15 protein-coding genes, 1 pseudogene and 1 riboswitch are annotated in these 16,507 nt (G+C 66.7%); of the genes and pseudogenes, 4 read left to right on the top strand and 12 right to left on the bottom strand.

The annotated features are described in order from the left end of the window. Together glyA and ACE3SS_RS04745 are read right to left on the bottom strand one after the other, a co-directional pair. Positions 1–432, bottom strand: a pseudogene (gene glyA, locus ACE3SS_RS04740) (serine hydroxymethyltransferase); the annotation flags it as partial. 53 nt (positions 433–485) lie between these two features. After that, positions 486–616, bottom strand: a riboswitch (ZMP/ZTP riboswitch). A 79-nt stretch (positions 617–695) separates the two neighbouring features. Then, positions 696–1,571, bottom strand: coding sequence for a transglycosylase SLT domain-containing protein (locus ACE3SS_RS04745; protein ID WP_374591880.1), 876 nt, complete (start codon positions 1,569–1,571; stop codon positions 696–698). 340 nt (positions 1,572–1,911) lie between these two features. Here ACE3SS_RS04745 and ACE3SS_RS04750 point away from each other — a divergent pair, with 340 nt between their 5' ends. Beyond that, positions 1,912–3,480: a UbiD family decarboxylase gene (locus ACE3SS_RS04750; protein WP_374591882.1), complete on the top strand. Its 1,569-nt coding sequence runs from the start codon at positions 1,912–1,914 to the stop codon at positions 3,478–3,480. A gap of 205 nt (positions 3,481–3,685) precedes the next feature. On the opposite strand, the gene ACE3SS_RS04755 is transcribed toward ACE3SS_RS04750, so the two are convergent. Then, positions 3,686–4,492: a YdcF family protein gene (locus ACE3SS_RS04755; protein ID WP_374591884.1), complete on the bottom strand. Its 807-nt coding sequence runs from the start codon at positions 4,490–4,492 to the stop codon at positions 3,686–3,688. A gap of 159 nt (positions 4,493–4,651) precedes the next feature. On the opposite strand from ACE3SS_RS04755, the gene msrA reads away from it, so the two are divergent. Then, positions 4,652–5,194, top strand: a complete 543-nt coding sequence (gene msrA / locus ACE3SS_RS04760; RefSeq protein ID WP_374591886.1) for a peptide-methionine (S)-S-oxide reductase MsrA — start codon at positions 4,652–4,654, stop codon at positions 5,192–5,194. 21 nt (positions 5,195–5,215) lie between these two features. On the opposite strand, the gene ACE3SS_RS04765 is transcribed toward msrA, so the two are convergent. Beyond that, positions 5,216–5,632, bottom strand: a complete 417-nt coding sequence (locus ACE3SS_RS04765) for a hypothetical protein (protein ID WP_374591888.1) — start codon at positions 5,630–5,632, stop codon at positions 5,216–5,218. Between the two features lie 258 nt (positions 5,633–5,890). On the opposite strand from ACE3SS_RS04765, the gene ACE3SS_RS04770 reads away from it, so the two are divergent. Next, positions 5,891–6,730 carry an FTR1 family protein gene (locus ACE3SS_RS04770; RefSeq protein ID WP_374591890.1) on the top strand — a complete coding sequence of 280 codons (840 nt, stop codon included), beginning with the start codon at positions 5,891–5,893 and terminating at the stop codon, positions 6,728–6,730. A 12-nt stretch (positions 6,731–6,742) separates the two neighbouring features. Here the strand turns inward: ACE3SS_RS04770 and xth are convergent, their stop codons facing one another. Genes xth through ACE3SS_RS04795 form a run of 5 tightly spaced genes read right to left on the bottom strand, consistent with a single transcriptional unit; the run spans position 6,743 to position 11,412 of the window. Beyond that, positions 6,743–7,522, bottom strand: a complete 780-nt coding sequence (gene xth / locus ACE3SS_RS04775; protein ID WP_374591892.1) for an exodeoxyribonuclease III — start codon at positions 7,520–7,522, stop codon at positions 6,743–6,745. Positions 7,523–7,533: 11 nt separating this feature from the next. Next, positions 7,534–8,925, bottom strand: a complete 1,392-nt coding sequence (locus ACE3SS_RS04780; protein ID WP_374591894.1) for a 4Fe-4S binding protein — start codon at positions 8,923–8,925, stop codon at positions 7,534–7,536. A gap of 59 nt (positions 8,926–8,984) precedes the next feature. After that, positions 8,985–9,323 (bottom strand): cupredoxin domain-containing protein, encoded by a 339-nt coding sequence (locus ACE3SS_RS04785; RefSeq protein WP_374591943.1) that lies wholly within the window; start codon positions 9,321–9,323, stop codon positions 8,985–8,987. A 5-nt stretch (positions 9,324–9,328) separates the two neighbouring features. Continuing rightward, positions 9,329–10,870 (bottom strand): carbohydrate porin, encoded by a 1,542-nt coding sequence (locus ACE3SS_RS04790; protein WP_374591896.1) that lies wholly within the window; start codon positions 10,868–10,870, stop codon positions 9,329–9,331. A 2-nt stretch (positions 10,871–10,872) separates the two neighbouring features. Continuing rightward, a complete protein-coding gene (locus ACE3SS_RS04795; protein ID WP_374591898.1) occupies positions 10,873–11,412 on the bottom strand; it encodes an iron transporter in 540 nt (179 codons plus the stop codon). 205 nt (positions 11,413–11,617) lie between these two features. On the opposite strand from ACE3SS_RS04795, the gene ACE3SS_RS04800 reads away from it, so the two are divergent. Further along, entirely contained in the window at positions 11,618–13,315 is a 1,698-nt protein-coding gene (locus tag ACE3SS_RS04800) for an isovaleryl-CoA dehydrogenase (protein ID WP_374591900.1), read from the top strand. Positions 13,316–13,322: 7 nt separating this feature from the next. On the opposite strand, the gene ACE3SS_RS04805 is transcribed toward ACE3SS_RS04800, so the two are convergent. The 3 genes from ACE3SS_RS04805 to ACE3SS_RS04815 are packed head-to-tail and all read right to left on the bottom strand — an operon-like array spanning position 13,323 to position 16,488. Then, positions 13,323–13,820 carry a dihydrofolate reductase gene (locus ACE3SS_RS04805; RefSeq protein ID WP_374591902.1) on the bottom strand — a complete coding sequence of 166 codons (498 nt, stop codon included), beginning with the start codon at positions 13,818–13,820 and terminating at the stop codon, positions 13,323–13,325. A 14-nt stretch (positions 13,821–13,834) separates the two neighbouring features. After that, complete coding sequence (locus ACE3SS_RS04810; RefSeq protein WP_374591903.1) at positions 13,835–14,656, bottom strand: thymidylate synthase; 822 nt, start codon at positions 14,654–14,656, stop codon at positions 13,835–13,837. Next, positions 14,653–16,488 carry an ABC transporter transmembrane domain-containing protein gene (locus ACE3SS_RS04815; protein WP_374591905.1) on the bottom strand — a complete coding sequence of 612 codons (1,836 nt, stop codon included), beginning with the start codon at positions 16,486–16,488 and terminating at the stop codon, positions 14,653–14,655. The genes ACE3SS_RS04810 and ACE3SS_RS04815 overlap by 4 nt, the downstream gene beginning before the upstream one ends. Between the last annotated feature and the right edge of the window lie 19 nt (positions 16,489–16,507).

A 16,507-nucleotide genomic window follows, 5' to 3' on the forward strand; every position in this document is an offset into this window, starting at 1 on the left:
CACCACCTTGAACCACTTGCCCGACATATTGAGCGGCATGCCGTGGGTCAGGTGGCCGCCTTCGGCCAGGCTCAGGCCCATGATGGTGTCACCCGGTTGCAGCAGGCCGAAGAACACGGCCTGGTTGGCTTGCGAACCCGAGTTGGGCTGCACGTTGGCGAAGTTGGCGCCGAACAAGGCCTTCAGGCGGTCGATGGCCAGTTGCTCGACCACGTCCACATTCTCGCAGCCGCCGTAGTAGCGCTTGCCGGGGTAGCCCTCGGCGTACTTGTTGGTGAGCTGGCTGCCTTGGGCGGCCATCACGGCGGGCGACGCGTAGTTTTCAGACGCGATCAGCTCGATGTGTTCTTCCTGGCGGGTGTTCTCGGCCTGGATGGCGGCCCAGATTTCGGGGTCGACGTTGGCAACGGTGGATTGGGTGCGGTCAAACATGGATGGCAGTCCTCTTGATAGAAGAGCCCGGACGCCGAGCGAGGCTCGTGTCGGAGGGCTGCCCAGGCGAACGGCTTGAACCCGTCGGCCACCAGGGGCTGACGGACCGCGCTTCCCGGTGGTTCACCACCTGGGCCCGAAGCCTGCAAAGGCTGGGCCGTTATCGCCAGTCGCGCGGAGGGTTGGAGTGTAGCGGAGGCAGCTCGGCCCGTGGGGTGCCGGGCACAAGCCACCGTCGGGATTTGTCGACGTTGCCGCAGGCCTCAGGGGGCCAGCGCCAGCCGTTGCGAGGGCAGGGCGTGCAGCTGCGCCACCGAGGAGGCGGCTGGCTGAACCGCCGCAGGCTGGTGGACTTCAGCGGCCGCATCGCGGCTGGGACTGCGGTCTTGGGGCTGCACTGCCGTCAGTTGCGGCGCGTTGACCGGCACGGCGCGGCCGGCCACGATGTCGCGCAGATGCGCCTGTTCGGACAGCACCTTGGCGGCATACCCGCCGTCGTCTTCCAGATTGGCGGCGCCCACGTAGTACTTGAGGCCCATTTCCAGGCTGCCGGCCTTGGCGATGCATTCCTTGAGCACCTGGGCACCGACCCGCAGGTTGGTCACCGGGTCGAAGGCGGCGCGCATGCCGCCGAAGGCTTCGTACTTCTCGTCATGCACGCGGGTCATGACCTGCATCAGGCCTTGGGCGCCGACGGGGCTCTGGGCAAACGGGTTGAAACCCGACTCGATCGCCATCACGGCCAGGATCAGGGTGGGCTCCAGATGTGCCTGCTTGCCCACGCTCCAGGCTTCTTGCACCAGGCGGCTGACCGGTTCGGGGGCCACGTGATAGCGGCGCGACAGCCAGTAGGCCACGGCAGCTTGCTGGCGGCTGAGCTCGGCCGGGTCGGCAGCCGTGGCGCGCTCGCTGGCCAGCGGCTCAGCCAGGGCATTGGCCAACGTGGCCGCGAAGTTGCTGGCGGTGTCTTGCTGGACACGGGCTTGCTCGCGGGCCTGCAGCCAGCCGAGCGTCTGGGTCTCGATTTGGTCGCGCACATCGGCACGGCTGGCCACGAACACCACCAAGCCGGCCGCAGCCAAGCCCACCAACAAAAGGGCGTGATGGCTGACGACCACCAAGCCCTGCCACGTGTCCATCAAGAACACGCCGAGGGACTGGATACTGCGACGTCCCGCCCGCGTTATCTCGAACTTTGACATTTCTCGTCCTTTCGCGCCGACGCCGAGACCCCGTTGCCGGATGCCGTGCCGTCTGCGTTTCATAATCGCCCGTCGTTGGCCAGAACCATGCTGGAGCCCTCTTGCGGGGCGGGGCGATCCCGGGTGGGGTGGCGTCTCGTCGGACGCTTCAAGCGGCTTTCTTGTCTCGCAGAAAAGCCAGGGTTCACCCGGGGTATTGCTGAATTCGGGCGGATTCTAGGTAGCGTAAAAATAACCAGTCAAGCATAAAGAGTAGCGTCTTTATGTGAATATAAATATGAAATATCGTGACCTTCGGGACTTCATCCAGGGCCTGGAAAGCCGCGGCGAGCTCCAAAAAGTGGCTCAGCCGGTCTCCACCCGGCTCGAAATGACCGCCCTCTGTGACCGGGTGTTACGGGCTGGCGGACCGGCCTTGCTGTTCGAGCAACCCGTGGTCGACGGGCAGGTTTGCGGTACCCCGGTGCTGGGCAACCTGTTCGGCACGCCAGAGCGCGTGGCACTAGGGATGGGCGCCAGCCAAATCAGCGAATTGCGTGACATTGGTCACGTGCTGGCCAGCCTGAAGGAGCCCGAGCCGCCCAAGGGCTTGAAGGACGCCGGCAAGCTGCTGCAGATGGCCCGAGCGTTGTGGGACATGAAGCCCTCTCGGGTGCGCTCACCAGCCTGCCAGGAGGTGGTGGTGCCGGGGGCGGAGGTAGACCTGACCCGGCTGCCCGTGCAATGGTGTTGGCCCGAGGATGCCGCCCCCCTGATCACGTGGGGTTTGGTTGTGACACGCGGCCCGCAATCGGGGGTTAACCCTCGGCGTCGGCAGAACCTCGGCATCTACCGGCAGCAGGTCATCGGGCGACGGCAGGTCATCATGCGCTGGCTGACCCATCGTGGCGGGGCGCTGGACTTTCGCGAGTTCGCGCTGGCCAACCCGGGGCAGCCGTTCCCGATCGCGGTGGCGCTGGGCGCCGACCCGGCCACCATCCTCGGGGCCGTGACGCCGGTGCCCGACACGCTCAGCGAGTACCAATTTGCTGGTTTGCTGCGCGGCGGGCGCACCGAGGTGGCCGATACCACCGTGGGCGAGGGCGAATGGCGGCTGCAGGTGCCGGCCAGCGCCGAGTTCGTGCTCGAAGGGCAGATCCCGACCGCCGCGCCCGGTTTTACGGGCGTCAGCGAGGCCGGCGTGCCGCTCAAGGAGCGCGGCGGCTATTTATATGCACTTGAAGGCCCCTACGGCGACCACACCGGCTATTACAACGAGCAGGACTGGTTCCCGGTCTTCGAGGTGACGCGGATGACGCACCGCCGTGATCCGATCTACCACTCCACCTACACCGGCAAGCCGCCCGACGAGCCGGCCGTGCTGGGCGTGGCGCTCAACGAGGTCTTCGTGCCGATCCTGCAAAAGCAGTTTCCGGAAATCGTCGATTTCTATTTGCCGCCCGAAGGCTGCAGCTACCGCATGGCCGTGATCAGCATCAAGAAGGCCTACGCCGGTCATGCCAAGCGGGTGATGTTCGGGCTGTGGAGCTTCTTGCGGCAATTCATGTACACGAAGTTCATCGTGGTGACGGACGACGACGTGAACATCCGCGACTGGAAGGACGTGATCTGGGCCATCACCACCCGCATGGACCCGGTGCGCGATACCACCCTGGTCAGCGACACGCCGATCGACTACCTCGACTTCGCCTCGCCGGTGTCCGGCCTGGGCGGCAAGATGGGGCTGGACGCCACCAACAAGTGGCCAGGCGAGACGTCGCGCGAGTGGGGGCGGGTGATCACGATGCCGAGCGAGGTGGAGCAGCGGGTGGACGATCTGTTCAGCCGGCTGATGTCGGGGCGCTGAAGTTTTTGGCGATTCAGTGACGAATGGCCTTGCTCCGCTCAAAGCGCTCAGGTAACTTTGAGTCGCCTGTTGCAGGCAACTTGTAGGACGCAGTCTCTGCGCGCCTGAGTCTCAAGACTTCATCTCTCTTGGGCCTCGATGGTGGCTTGAAGCCACCCGGCCCCTCGGTCGCAAGGCCGGGGGGCTTTCGTTTTTCTGGGGCGACTCAGTATGCGTGTACCGCCAGGCCCATCAACTCGTGCAGGGCCATCCGCACGGCGGCAAAGCCTTCGATGCTGGGGATCCAGTCCAACTCGGGGCGGTCGGTGGCGGTGAACGCGCCCATCGGCGCCGGGGTGACGCGAATGTCCGGGCCGGCCGCTTGCGTGAAGGCCCGCAGTGCGCGTGGCATGTGAACCGCTTGGGTGACCAGCACGATTTCGGTGATGCCGGCCGGCTTGAGCAGGTTGACCGTGAGAGCGGCGTTGCCGCGGGTGTCGCGGGAGCCGGTTTCGACCCACTTGATGGCGCGGCCATAGCTCTGCTGTGCCACGCGGGCGGCAATGTCGGCTTCGGGTTGGGCGTCTTCGATCTGCGCCCAACCCACGCCGCCGCTGAAAGCCACCGGCAGATTGGTCTGGCGGCTCAGCCACATGGCATAGCGCAGGCGCTCGGCCGAGGGGGCGGTCAGGTCAGATACCCCATATTCCGGCGCCCGTGGCACGCGTCCGCCGCCCAGCACCACGATGGCGGTGCGCGGCGTCTTGCCCTCGGACGTCGCCTGGCCGCGCAGGCGATCCAGGTCGTCCTGGTGCAATGCGATGGGGGGATGCAGCAAGAAGTTCTGCAACCAGCGCCCGACGCCTTGGCAACTGGTCAGCCACATCAGTGTGGCGCTGAACAGCACGAGAAAGAAGCCCAGGCCCCGCCGGGGCAGGATCAGGCGCGCGCCAATCAGCATCAGCAGGATCAGCGGCACCGGCGGCAGGAGCAGGGCAGAGAGAAGAGGCTTCCAGCTTTCGAGTCCGAACATATATAGATCAAGGCAGATGAGTGAGGACGAATGAGGCGGCGAGGGCCGTGCGCAAGTCTGGTCGCGGGCGACCGTGGCGGATCCGCGCGACCCGTAGTGTCTTTCTTTTTCAGGCCGGAGGTGGGGCTTGCAGAATGAGGGTTTCACTCAGGAGGGTGCATGGCAGAGCTGCAACAGGCCACGCTGGCCGGCGGTTGTTTCTGGTGCCTCGACGCGGTGTTCAGCCAGCTCGAGGGCGTGGCGTCGGTCGAGTGCGGCTACGCCAACGGCCAGATCGAGCATCCCGATTACGAACAGGTCTGCACCGGCCAGACCGGCCATGCCGAGGTGATCCGACTGGCCTTCGATCCAGCCCTGATTGACTACCGCACGATGCTCGGGGTGTTTTTCTCGATCCATGACCCGACCACCTTGAATCGCCAGGGCCACGACGTCGGGACGCAATATCGCTCCGCCATCTACTGGCACGACGCCGAGCAGGAGCGGGTGGCGCGCGAGCTGGTTGACGAGCTGACCCGCGACGGCGTGTTCGACGCGTCGCTGGTCACCGAGCTGGCGCCCTTGCGCAGCTACTACCCCGCCGAGCCCGAGCATCAGCGCTATTTCGAGCGGCACTCGCACCAGGGCTATTGCGCGTACGTGATCGCGCCCAAGGTGCAGCACTTTCGCCAGCAATACGCCAGCCGGTTGCGCCGCGTCTGAGTGGGCGCATCCGCGACGGCGTCACAGCCCCATCTGGGCCTTGGCCAGCGTCTTGACCTGGAAGGTGCCGTCGTTGTCGAACAGCCAGGTTTCCATCAGCCCGCCGTGGTTGAGCTTGTCGCGCAGGTGCATGGGCAGCGAGCCGACGCGGGTTCGTTGCACCGTTTCGATGGCGCGTTGCAGCAGTTGCGGCTGCTGATCGTTGGTGCGGATCACGTCGGCGCTCAGGCGATCGTCGCCATCGAGCTTGACGTGCAGCACCACCACCGCCTTGAGCAGCGCTTGCGGGCGATGGTCGTGCACCCACTGCGGTGACGCGTCGTAGATCGCGTGGGCCAAGGCCAGCTGGGTGGGGTCGTATTCGCTGGCGACGGTCGGAGTCGCCTGACTCAGCACCGCCAACGCGGCAAGCTTGAAACAAGTGGTGCGCAGACTCATGGCGGGCTCCTGAAGCTTCCGGACACGCTTCCAAGCTATCCCGATCGGATCGCGGACGGGGCAGGGAAACCACGCGCCCGCTGTGCGAGATTACCGACGCCAGTCGCGCGAGTGGGGTATTTGTCTGATAATGCGAACGATTCTCAGATGAATGGACGAAACCATGACGGCTCTCAAGCAAATGCGTGGAACGGCAGCGGCACGCCTCGGTGGATTGATCGGGCGAGCCAGCTGCGTGCTCGTGGCGAAGTGATCGGCATGAGCACGCTGGGGTGGTGGGGGCCCGACACCGTGGGCGCCGTGTTGATCGTGTTCCGTGAGACGCTGGAAGCCGCGCTCTTCGTGGGCATCGTGGCCGCCGCGACTCGCGGGGTGGCCGGGCGGTCGCGCTGGCTGGGTGGCGGTGTTGCGTCGGGTTTCGTCGGGGCGTTGGCGTTGGCGGCCTTGGCTGATCGCGTCGGAGCCTGGGCTGACGGCATGGGGCAGGACTGGGTCAACGTGGGCGTGCTGGGCCTGGCGTTGTCGATGCTGGTCTGGCATTGCGTGTGGGTGCCCGTGCATGCGCGCGGCATGGCGCGGGAAGCTCGGGAATTGGGGCGCTCGGTGGAGGTCGGACAGCGCGCGCCCTGGGATCTGGCGCTGGTGGCCGGGCTGGCCGTGCTGCGCGAAGGGGCTGAAACGGTGCTGTTCGTCAGCGGCTACGTCACCGCGTCGGGCCCGTCTGGGCACGGCATGCTGATTGGCTGCGTGCTGGGGCTGGCTGCGGGTGCCGCGGCGGGTGCTTTGCTTTATTTCGGGTTGTCGCGCGTGCCCGCGCATCGTTTGTTTGGCTTGACCCAGTGGCTGATGATTCTGCTGGCCGGGTCGATCGCCAGCCAGCTCGCGCGCGCCCTGAGTCAGGTCGGGTGGCTGGAGGCCTGGTCTGTGCCGCTGTGGGACACCTCGCCCTGGCTGTCGATGCAGTCTGCCTGGGGGGCGGTGCTGCATGCGCTGGTGGGCTACGACGCTCAGCCCTCGGGCATGCAGCTGCTGTTTTACGGCGGCGCGATCGCCCTGATCACCGTGGCTTCGCGGCAGATGCAGCGTCGGGCTGGCTGACGGCGGGCGCCGTCACCACTCAACGACGACGGGCGCGTGGTCGCTGGGGCGCTCGTTCTTGCGCGGTGCCTTGTCGATGTGGCAGGCGGTGACCGCGCCCCGCAGTGCGTCGCTGAGCAGAATGTGGTCGATGCGCAGCCCCTGATTCTTGCGGAATGCGAGGTTGCGGTAGTCCCACCAACTCCAGCTTCTGGGCGGTTGATCGAACAGGCGGAACGCGTCGCTCAGGCCGAGGTCGAGCAGTGCCTGGAAGTGCGCGCGCTCTTGCGGCGTGCAGTGAATCTGCCCGGCCCAGGCGATGGGGTCGTAGACATCGCGGTCGTCGGGCGCGATGTTGAAGTCGCCCATCAGCGCCAGACGCGGGTGGCGCGCGAGTTCGTCGCGCACCCAGGCTTGCAGGGCGTCGAGCCAAGCCATCTTGTAGACGAATTTCTCCGAGTCCGGCGCCTGTCCGTTCGGGAAGTAGGCGCCGATCACGCGCACGGCCGCGTCGCCGCTGCCCACCGTGCCGGCGATCACGCGGGCTTGCTCATCGGCAAAGCCCGGGATGTTCTTCATCACCTCGGTGGCTTGCAGCGGATGGCGCACCAGCAGCGCCACGCCGTTGTAGGTCTTTTGCCCGAACCACCGCGCGGCGTAGCCCGCGGCCTCCAGCGCGTCGGCCGGAAATTTGTCGTCGGTGAGCTTGGTTTCTTGCAGCACCAGCGCATCGGGCTGCTGGGCGGCGAGCCAATCCAGCAGTTGCGGCAGACGCACGGCGAGCGAGTTGACGTTCCAGGTGGCGAGTTTCATGGGCGAAAAGCCTACCACCCGAAGGCCCTCGCCCACAGCGCGGCGAAGCCGAGCACCGGGGCGGCGTACAGCGCGAATGCGGCAAGCGCGCGCGTGGCGCCTGGGCGGGCTTGTCGCAGCAGGGCGGCCCCGAGCGCCAGCGCGGACGTGGTCATGAGCGCGAGCACCAGCGCGCGGGCGGTCGCGACGCCGTTGAAGGTGATACCTTCGGCGCGCAGTTGCGACAGCGTCAGCATCGACAGCCCCAGAAACAGATTGCCGCCGGCCACGGGCACCAGCCCCAGCGCCAGCCGGCGCATGTCGAGTCGCGCCAGACGAGCGGCAAGCCACAGGCAGCATTGGGCCGTCGCCCCCAGCACCAGCGCATGCAGCGCGATCCAGCCCACGATGCAGGCGCCATCGAGCCAGGTGAAAACGTCAGACGCTTGCGGGTAGTGCGTGAGCACCCACCACGGCGCGCTGTCGTCGAACGGCCAGAGAATGTCTCGCTCGATCAGCCACTCGGCCAGCTTTTGCTTGGCGACCACGAACGAGGGCGCCATGCTCCACTGGAAAGCGCCATAGGCCATGCCGATGGTGCCGTAGAGCAGCAGGGCGATTTCGTAGCGGGCGATGTCCTTGGCGCGACTGGCCAGAATCTCGCTGCCTGGCCAGCGCCAGCGCCACTCGACCGCATCGCGGTGACCGCTGCAGCGTCCACATTGATGGCACTGCGCCGCGCCCGTCATGGCGCCCACGTTGAGCAGCGGCGCGCAATCGGGGGCCGGCACGCGCTGCGGATACGCGCGCCAGGCCTCGCGATCCACCTTGAAATGCAGCGGCGACACCCGCGACAGCAGCGCAAATACGCCGCTCACCGGGCACAGGTAGCGGCACCACACGCGCTTGTTGCGCCCGTATACCAAGCCGATGCCGATGGCGGCCAGCGTCGAGCCGCCCAGAATCAGCGCGGCGGGCGCCGGGTAGTCGTACACGCTGAGCATCTGGCCATACAGCGTGGTGCCGGCAAAGCCCACCAGCGGCCAGCCGGGCCAGCGCATCCAGCGCGGAATCGCCCGCCCCAGGCTGTGTCGGCTGGCCCACTCGGACAGTGCACCCTCGGGGCACAGCACGCCGCACCAAACCCGGCCCAGAGCCATGATCGACACGATCACGAACGGCCACCAGACGCCCCAGAACGCAAACTGCGCAAAGCGCGTGAGGCTGTTGAGGATGCGGGTGTGCTCGTCGGGCAAGGGCATGAACGCCGGCACGGCCACCAGCACGGCGTACGCGAGCACGACGATCCACTGCAGGGCCAGGATCACGCCACGGTGGCGCGCCATGGCGTCGCCCAGGCGGGCCAGTGCGCCACGCGGGCGCGGTGGGCGATCAACAACGGGAATGATGGCGATGGTCTTCATGCAATCTCAGCTTGACGGCAGCGGGCTGCCCATCTGGCGCGATGCATGCGCTGGCGATATCAGCGCACGACGATGCGCCCTTGCGACGTTTGGGGGTGGAAATCGCCGAAATACCGGTAGGTGCCCGGCTTGAGCGGGGCGAGGATCAAGAAGCTCGAAGCGCCCGGCGCCAGCACTTTTTCTTTCTTGAGATCGGTGCTCTCGAACTCTTCGGCGCCCGGCCCCTCGTTGCGCAGCAGCAGCTTCACCCGCGTGTTGGCTGGGATCACGATTTCGGTGGGCTCGATGCGGCCGTTCTTCATCACGATCTGGAAGGTGGGCATCGTTTCGTCGGCCCGGCTGGGCGTTGCCAGCCAGGCCGGCAGCGCTGCCAGGGCGATCAGCAAGGCGCGGCGCATCATGATCAGAACCCCACCCGTGCACGCAGACCCAGCACCCGCACCGTCTCGGCCGAGTCGTTGGCGCCCGGGCGCTGAATCAGCTGGAAGTCAGGCGAGAGCGAGAAATTGCCGTTGACGTGCCAGCGGTAGTAAAGCTCGAAGTCGCGCTCCGACGAGGCCGGGTTGTAGCCGTAATCGGGCTGGCCATCGCCATCGGCATCCAGCGTTGCACCATTGGCCGAAAACGCCTTGCTCGTGCGCAGCACGCCGGCTGCCACGCCGATGGCATCGGCGCCACGGCCCCACGGATCGCCGTTGATCTCGCCGCCCAACGTGATCGCGCGATCGAATCGCGTCGTGCCCGACATCTGCTTGCCAAAGCGGCCAAACACCGTGAGGGTGTCGGTGGCGCGTTGATCGAACGACAGCCCCCAGCCCGCATGCCGCGCCTCGCTGCCATCGAGATTGCCGCCGCGCCCGTTGTGCCAGGCATACAGCCGCCACTGGCCGGGCAGCGCGTTGAAGCGCGTGTGCAACGCGGCCTGCGCGATCATGAACGGCTTGCTCAACGGGCCATTGAACGCCGAGCCGCTGCCCGAGCCGAACGCACCCAAAGAGACATCCCACTCGCCGCCCTTTTGGCGCACGTTGCTGTACGACGCAATTGCGCCCGGCGCGAAACCATAGGCGTCCACGCCCGCGTCGCCACCCGAGTCGAGCAGCGGGTTGTGCACGAACACGTTGTTCATGAAGCGCGTGGTTTCGTCGTCGGCAATCGCGTTTTGATCGAAGAACACAAACGGATCGATCTTGCCGAAGGTGAGCGAGGCGCTCTCGCGCGAATCGCGCTTGACGTCGCCCAGCGGCGAACTGAGCCGATACCACGCTTGGGCGATGTGCGCCGCGGCGTCTTCGGGGTGATCGGCCATGCCCATGCGGAACGTGGTGCTGTTGGCCGTGCCCGTATACGTCGGGCGCAGGCCCAGGCCATCGCCCTGCCCGAATCGCGCCTGCACGAAGATGTTGCCTTCAACATCGCCCATCGAGCCACCCGGCAGGGTGACCGCGATATCGCCACGGTAGTTGGCGCGGCTGCCGCCCGTCGCCGGATCGGCCAGCGCCTCGGATTGCGCTTGCTGCAACACGGTTGTGAGGCTGGCACTCACCGAAACGCCCTCGACCGCCTCGATCTGGCGCGCCTGCTTTTGCATCGACAGCGTCTGGAACTCGACCGCCTTCAGTCGCGTGATCAGCTCGGGTTCGGTTTCGCTGATGCGCTCGCTCGACAGCGATTTCTCGGCTTGCGCCTGGGCATCCTCGAGCGCCTGCACGCGTTGCTCGATGTTGCCCGCGTTGGCGGGCGACGAAGCCGGTGCCGCGACGGTTGCCGGTGCGGCGAGCTTTTGGCGCAGGGCGCGGTTCTCGGCCTCGACGGCTTCGAGTCGCTGGGTGAGCTTTTTGAGTTCGGCCCACACAGCCGAATCAGGCCCGGCAGCCTGCGCGGGCGCTACCAGCGCGGCACAGGCCAGCGCCACGGCGCAGGGGGCGAAGGCAAAGGCACGCATGATCAGTAGCCGCCCTTCTTGCCGACGCCAGCAAAGGTGAAGTCCCACTCGACATCAAAAGGCTTGAACCAGGGGCGCACGCCCGTGGCGCGATCGGTGTGGCGGCCGTAATGCGTCGGGTTTTCTTTGGCGTTGGGCGGATACACGGTGAATTTCACGTGGTACTTGCCCGGCCCCTTGAGCTTGACGTTATCGCCGTAATGCGGTCCGTCGCTGGCCACCATCGGCATCATGTCGCCGCGAATCGCCTCGCTCGAACCGGCCTTGGTGAGCTCGTACTTCACCAGCAGATACGGAATCCACGAACCCTCCGGGTAGCCGTTCGGGTTGGTGTCGAGCGCGTGGATGTCGGCTTCGAGGTGGATGTCCGATTCGGCCGCCTTGGTCATGTGGCCTTCGGGCTCCATCTCGACGGGTTGCAGATACACCCCGGCGACCTCCATGCCGGCCATGTTCTTGGGGGCCCCAATGGGGTATTCAACGGCCTGGGCAATCAGGGGCAGGGCCAGCACGCAGGCCGCGAGAGTGCGAACGTGAAACATGATCAGGATAGATTGGAGTTGCGAATGTCGTCATCCTACATGAAATGAGAATGATTGTCATTAAGTTGTCAGCGCAGAACAGTTGAAGGATGCGGCCTCGGCGTGATTGGTCAAGGCGTCGGGCTCCGAGTGAGGTCTCGTCATAAATTACATTTGCTGCTATAAATGTGATTGTTGTGTAATGTTCTAATTCAAGGAGTCCACCATGCCCGCGGTGTCTGTTTCCTCTTCATCGGCAACCTTGATTGCTGCTCGTGGCAGCGCCGACACGCACGAGGTGGTGAACGTGTCGCGCGAATTGGTCGATGTGAACCTGTATGCGCAAGACGCGGCGCTGCTGGCGGCCGTGCAGCGTGAGGGCGGGGGCTGGGCGCACGAGTCTCTGCAGCGCTTTGGGGCGCTTGCGGGCTCGGCCGACTATCTGGAGCTCGGCGTGCTGGCCAATCGCTTCGGCCCCGAGTTCGACACGCACGACCGTTTTGGCAACCGCATCGATCAGGTCTCATTTCATCCGGCGTATCACGCGCTGATGAAGACGGCCATCGAGCACGGCCTGCACTCGTCGCCGTGGACCGACCCTCGTCCTGGCGCCCACGTGGCGCGCGCGGCGCACTTTTATCTGCAGGCTCAGGTCGAGGCCGGGCACGGTTGCCCGATCACGATGACGCTTGCGGCCATCCCCGCGCTGCGGCACACCCCTGGGCTGGCCGCGCTGTGGGAGCCCAAGATCACCGCGCGTGTCTACGACCCCCGCAACGTGCCCGACGCGCAAAAGGCCGGCCTGACCATCGGCATGGCCATGACCGAAAAGCAGGGCGGCTCCGACGTGCGCGCCAACACCACGCAGGCCTACCCCGTGGGCGTGGGCGGGCCGGGCCAGGCCTACGAGCTGGTGGGGCACAAATACTTCGTGTCGGCCCCGATGAGCGATGCCTTTCTGATGCTGGCGCAGGCTCCGGGCGGCTTGAGCTGCTTTCTGGTGCCGCGCTGGCGGCCCGATGGCAGCAAGAACCCGCTGCAGGTGCTGCGCCTCAAGCGCAAGATGGGCAACGTCTCGAACGCGTCGAGCGAGACCGAGTTGCGCGGCGCGCTGGGCTGGATGGTGGGCGAAGAAGGGCGTGGCGTACGCACCATCATTGACATGGTGTCGATGACCCGCTTCGATTGCATGATCGGCTCGACCGGCGGGCAGCGCATGGCGGTGTCGCAGGCCTTGCACCATTGCTCGATCCGCTCGGCCTTCGGCAAGGTGCTCAACCAGCAGCCCTTGATGCAGAACGTGCTGGCCGACCTGGTGCTCGAACACGAAGGCTCGCTGGCGTTGACCATGCGCGTGGCCCGCGCGCTCGACAACCGCGCCGACCCGCACGAAGACCTGCTGGCGCGCATCGTGACGGCGGTCGGCAAGTACTGGATCTGCAAGCGCACGCCGCAGCATGCTTACGAGGCAATGGAATGCATCGGCGGCAGCGGCGTGATGGAAGACAGCCCCTTCCCGCGGCTGTTCCGCGAGTCGCCCGTCAACGCCATCTGGGAAGGCAGCGGCAACGTGCAATGCCTCGACGTGCTGCGCGCCATGCAGAAGACGCCAGCGGTGGTCGAGGCCTTCTTTGCTGAAGTCGGCAAGGCGCGCGGCGCGAACGCCACGCTCGACAACTACGTGACCGCGCTGCAGCGCGAGTTCACCGATCTGCGCGATCTCGAATACCGCGCCCGCCACGTCGTCGATCAGATGGCCTTGGCGATCCAGGCGGCCTTGCTGGTGCAGCACGCGCCCTCGATGGTGGCCGATGCCTTCTGTGCCTCGCGTCTCGATGGCGTGGGCGACCGCCAATACGGCACCTTGCCGCGCGGCATCGACTGCCACGCCATCATCGAGCGAGCCACGCCGCGCGTGGGTTGACGCGGGCTCAGGCCCGGCGCTGGTAGGTCACGAAGTGATAGGGCCAGCCCTGCGGGCTGGTGTGTGACTCGCGCGCGGCCTCGATGAACGCGGAGCGGTCCCACGCGGGGAAGAAGGTATCGCCGTCGAACTCGGCGTCCACCTCGGTCAGCACGATCACGTCGGCGCGCGGCAGCGCCTGCGCGTAGATCTCGCCGCCGCCGATCACGAAGGGCTCGTCGGCCAGTGCCTCGGTGCTCTTGGCCAGCAGCGCCAGGGCGGCGTCCAGCGACGCGGCCACGTCCACCCCGTCGTGCCGCCACGCCGCGTTGCGGGTGATGACGATGTTGCGGCGGCCCGGCAGCGCGCGGCCGATCGACTCGAAGGTCTTGCGGCCCATGATGACCGGGTGGCCGAGCGTGGTGCGCTTGAAGAACTTCAGGTCTTCGGGCAAGTGCCACAGCAGCGCGTTGTCTTTGCCGATGGCGCCGTTGCGGGCCACGGCGGCGATCAAACCGAGCTTCATCGTGTCTCGCTTGCTCAAACCGCCACCGGCGCCTTGATGGGCGCGTGGTGTTGGTAGTCGAGCACTTCAAAGTCTTCAAATTCGTAGTCGAAGATCGACGCCGGCTTGCGCTTGATGTTCAGCACCGGGTAGGGGTAGGGCGTGCGGCTGAGTTGCAGTTCGACCTGCTCGGTGTGGTTGCTGTAGACGTGGCAGTCGCCGCCCGTCCAGATGAAGTCGCCCACTTCGAGGTCGCATTGCTGCGCCAGCATGTGGGTGAGCAGCGCGTAGCTGGCGATGTTGAAGGGCACGCCCAGGAAGATGTCGGCGCTGCGCTGATACAGCTGGCAGCTCAGGCGGCCTTCGGCCACGTAGAACTGGAAGAACGCGTGGCAGGGCGGCAGAGCCATCTTGCTGATCTCGCCCACGTTCCAGGCGCTGACGATGATGCGGCGCGAGTCGGGGTTGCTCTTGAGCGTGTTGACGACCTCGCTGATCTGGTCGATGTGCCCGCCGTCGGGCGTGGGCCACGAGCGCCATTGCACGCCGTAGACCGGGCCGAGCGAGCCGTCTTCGCGCGCCCATTCGTCCCAGATCGACACGCCACGCTCTTGCAGCCACTTGACGTTGTTGTCGCCGCGCAAGAACCACAGCAGCTCGACGATGATCGACTTGAGGTGCACCTTCTTGGTCGTCACCAGCGGAAAGCCTTCGCGCAAGTCGAAGCGCATCTGGTGCCCGAACACGCTCTTGGTGCCGGTGCCGGTGCGATCGGTCTTGGCGACGCCCGTCGTGTAGACGTGGCGCATGAAATCTTCGTACTGCGAGCGGACGGGGCGGGTGGTGACGGTACTCATGCCCGGATTTTAGGCGGGGCCGCCTCGCCGAATTGCGCTGCCGCCAGCTGGGCATACAGCGGGCAGCGCTGCACCAGCTCGGCGTGCGGGCCGATGTCGACGAGGTGGCCGTGGTCGAGCACCGCGATGCGGTCGGCGTGCACCACAGTGCTCAGCCGGTGGGCGATGACCAGGGTGGTGCGGCCTTGCATCGCCGCGTCGAGTGCGGCTTGCACGACCCGTTCGCTGGCCGTGTCGAGCGCGCTGGTGGCTTCGTCGAGCAGCAGCAGCGGGGCGTTCTTGAGCATGGCGCGGGCAATGGACAAGCGCTGGCGTTGGCCGCCCGACAGGTTGACGCCGCGCTCGCCCAGATACGTGTCGTAGCCCTGCGGCAGCGCGCGGATGAACTCATCGGCGTGCGCGGCCCGGGCGGCGGCCATCACTTCGGCGTCGGTGGCATCCGGCCGGCCGTAGCGGATGTTGTCGAGCGCGCTGGCCGAGAAGATCACGCTGTCTTGCGGCACGAGGGCGATGCGCTGGCGCAGGGCGGTCAGGTCGGCCTGGCGCACGTCCACGCCGTCGATCAGGACATGTCCGCCTTGGGTATCGAAGTAGCGCAGCAGCAGCTGGAACACCGTGCTCTTGCCGGCTCCGCTCGGGCCCACGAGCGCCACGGTTTCGCCGGGGCGGATGTCGAGCGTCAGCTCGTGCAGCGTGGGGTGTTGCGGCCGGGCCGGGTAGTGGAAGGTGACGTGGTTCAGCTGCACCCGTGCGCCGCCTGCCACGGCAGGCAGGGCCTGGGGTGACACGGGCGACTCGATCGGCGAGCGGGCGGCGAGCATCGCCATCAGCCGCTGGGTGGCCACCGATGCGCGCAGCAGCTCGCCCCACACATCGGTCAGGCCCGAGATGCCGCCGATCAGCACGATGATGAACAGCACCGTCTGCCCGAAGGTGCCCGCGCTCATGCGGCCCGCCATCACCTCGTGCATGCCCTGGTACAGCCCCCACAGCATCGACGCAAAGATGGCGCAGATGCTGAAGGCCATCAGCGGCGAGCGCGCGCCGATGTAGCGCGTCATGGCCTGCAAGGCGCGGCCCACGGCGGCGCGGTAGCGGCCTGCTTCGAAGCGTTCTTGCGCGTAGCTCTGCACCACGGTGAGGCCGCGCAGCGCCTCGCTGGCCACGCCGGTCGATTCGGCCAGGCGGTCTTGCGCCACGCGCGCCAACTGGTTGATCCAGCGCTCAACCGCCAGTGCGGGCAGCACCACCACGATCAATAAGCCGAGCACCTGCGCCATCACCCCCGGCGCCGTCCAGATCAGCAGCAGCAGCGAGCCCAGTGCCAGCAGCGCATTGCGCACGCCGAGGCCGAGGCTGGAGCCCAGCACGGTCTGGATCAGCGTGGTGTCGGCGGTGATGGCCGACAGCACCGTGCTCGCCGGGGTGCGGTCGAAGTAGGCGGGGCTTTGCTGCAGGGCGTGTCGGTACAGCGCTTGTTGCAAGTCGATGGCCACTCGTTCGGCCAGCCAGGTCACGCTGAAGAAGCGGGCCGCCGAGCACAGGCCCAAGGCCGCGCCGCACAGGGCCAAGGTCAGGAAGTGGCCGCGCAAGGCCATGATTTGCGCCCCCGCGTCGCTGGCCACCAGACCCTGGTCGATCAACTGGCGCAGGGCCAGGGGCATGAGCAGGGTGGTGAGGGCCGCACCCAGCAGCGACAAGCCGGCGGCCGCCACGCGCCAGCGGTGCGGGCGCAGAAAACGCCACAGCGGCAGCAGCCCGCTCACGCCGTTGAGCGCCGCGCGAGCTCGGTCGGCTGACGCGGCTGGCTTGGTGGCGGGCGGGGTGGACATCGCGCGGGCGGTGGTGGCG

Source organism: Aquabacterium sp. (assembly GCF_041915145.1).
Classification (GTDB): domain Bacteria; phylum Pseudomonadota; class Gammaproteobacteria; order Burkholderiales; family Burkholderiaceae_C; genus Aquabacterium.